This is a genomic window from Streptomyces sp. NPDC057654, from assembly GCF_042800135.1.
Lineage (GTDB): Bacteria > Actinomycetota > Actinomycetes > Streptomycetales > Streptomycetaceae > Streptomyces.
In genome coordinates this window covers 558-2,634 of sequence record NZ_JBHVHQ010001059.1, presented here as the reverse complement: position 1 = coordinate 2,634, position 2,077 = coordinate 558, and the positions used below count along the sequence as shown (strand labels likewise).

2 protein-coding genes are annotated in these 2,077 nt (G+C 75.6%); both read left to right on the top strand.

The annotated features are described in order from the left end of the window. Nucleotides 1-540 (top strand): acyl carrier protein (locus ACFU99_RS40350; RefSeq protein WP_384402761.1); only part of this gene is annotated, 540 nt, incomplete at its 5' end. Nucleotides 541-565: 25 nt separating this feature from the next. Further along, the coding region (locus ACFU99_RS40345; RefSeq protein WP_384402764.1) for a type I polyketide synthase at nt 566-2,077 on the top strand (1,512 nt) is incomplete at its 3' end.

The following is a 2,077-nucleotide window of genomic DNA, read 5'->3' as shown; positions in this document are numbered from 1 at the left end:
GCCGACGCGGGTTCCCTGCGCCGAAGGCTCGCCGCGCTCGGCGGCGAGGAGCGGCGCGCGGCGGTGCTCGACCTCGTACGGGCCCGCGTCGCGGACGTCCTCGGCCACCGCGGCGCCGAGGCCGTCGACCCCGATCGCGCCTTCAAGGACCTCGGCTTCGACTCGCTGACCTCCGTCGAACTGCGCAACCGGCTGGGCGCGGCCACCGGGCTGCGGCTTCCGGCGACCCTGGTCTTCGACCGGCCGAGCCCGGCCGAGGTCGCCGCGTACGTCTTTGAACGGCTGCTGCCCGACGACGCCCCGCCGGACCGCTCCGACGGAGACCGGGACAGCACCGACGCCGAGATCCGCGACCGGCTCGCCGCGATCCCGCCGTCGGCGCTGCGCCGCGCCGGACTCCTCGACGCGCTCCTGAACCTCGCCGACGGGCTCCCCGGGGCCGCTCCGGCCGATGACGCCCCGGGGCAGCCGGAGAACGGCATCCAGGACATGGCCGTAGACGACCTCGTACGCATGGCGCTGGGCGGCGACCGTGACTGATCCGCGCGGGCAGGAAGGGAAGACGATGGCCACGGACCGGGTGGTGGAGGCGCTGCGCGCCTCGCTCCAGGAGAACCAGCGGCTGCGCGAGACAAATCAGCGGCTCGGCGACGAGGCCCGCGAGCCCATCGCCGTCGTCGCCATGAGCTGCCGTTTCCCCGGCGGCGTACGCAGCCCCGAGGAGCTGTGGGAGCTGCTGGTCAAGGAGCGGGACGCGGTCTCCGCGTTCCCCGAGGACCGGGGCTGGGACGTCGAGGGCCGGTACGACACGGACCCCGACGCGCCCGGCACCTTCTACGTCCGCGAGGGCGGTTTCCTCCGCGACGCCTGCGACTTCGACCCCGCCTTCTTCGGGATCTCGCCGCGCGAGGCCCTGGCGATGGACCCCCAGCAGCGGCTGCTGCTGGAGACGGCCTGGGAGGCCGTGGAACGCGCCGGGATCGACCCGCTGACCCTGCGCGGCAGCCGGACCGGCGTCTACGCCGGGGTCATCTACAGCGAGTACGGCTCCCGGCTCGGCGCGGTCCCCGACGAGGTGGAGGGGTTCCTCGGCACCGGCAGCATCCCCAGCGTCGCCTCCGGCCGCGTCGCCTACACGCTGGGCCTCCAGGGCCCGGCGGTCACCCTCGACACCGCCTGCTCCTCCTCCCTCGTCGCCATCCACCTCGCCTGCCAGGCGCTGCGGGCCGGGGACGCGACCCTCGCCCTGGCCGGCGGGGTGACCGTGATGTCCACCCCCGGCCTCTACATCGGCTTCAGCCGCCAGCGCGGGCTCGCCCCCGACGGGCGCAGCAAGTCGTTCTCGGCGGCGGCCGACGGCGCGGGCTTCGGCGAGGGTATCGGCCTGCTGCTCCTGGAACGCCTCTCCGACGCGCGCCGCAACGGCCACCCCGTCCTGGCCGTGGTACGCGGCTCCGCCGTCAACCAGGACGGCGCCAGCAACGGCATCACCGCCCCCAACGGGCCCGCCCAGGAGCGCGTCATCCGGCAGGCGCTGAACCGCGCCGGGCTCGCTCCCGGCCAGGTGGACGCCGTGGAGGCGCACGGCACCGGAACCGTCCTCGGCGACCCCATCGAGGCGCAGGCCCTGCTCGCCGTCTACGGCCGGGGCCGGCCCGCGGACCGGCCCCTGTGGCTCGGCTCGCTGAAGTCCAACCTGACGCACACGCAGGCCGCCGCCGGGGTGGGCGGCGTCATCAAGACCGTACTGGCGATGCGGCACGGCCTGCTGCCCAAAACCCTGCACATCGACCGGCCCACCGAACAGGTCGACTGGACCGAGGGCGCGGTGGAGCTCCTCACCGAGGCCCGGCCATGGCCCACCGCCGGCGAGCCCCGCCGGGCCGGGGTCTCCTCCTTCGGCGCCAGCGGCACCAACGCCCACCTGATCCTGGAGTCCGTCGAAGAGAAGACCCCCGCGCCGGCCGACGCGGCGGCCCCCGCGCCCGGCCCGGTGCTCTGGCCGCTCTCGGCGAAGAGCGCCCCGGCGCTGCGGGCCCAGGCCGCCGCCCTCCACGCCCACCTGGTCGCCGAACCC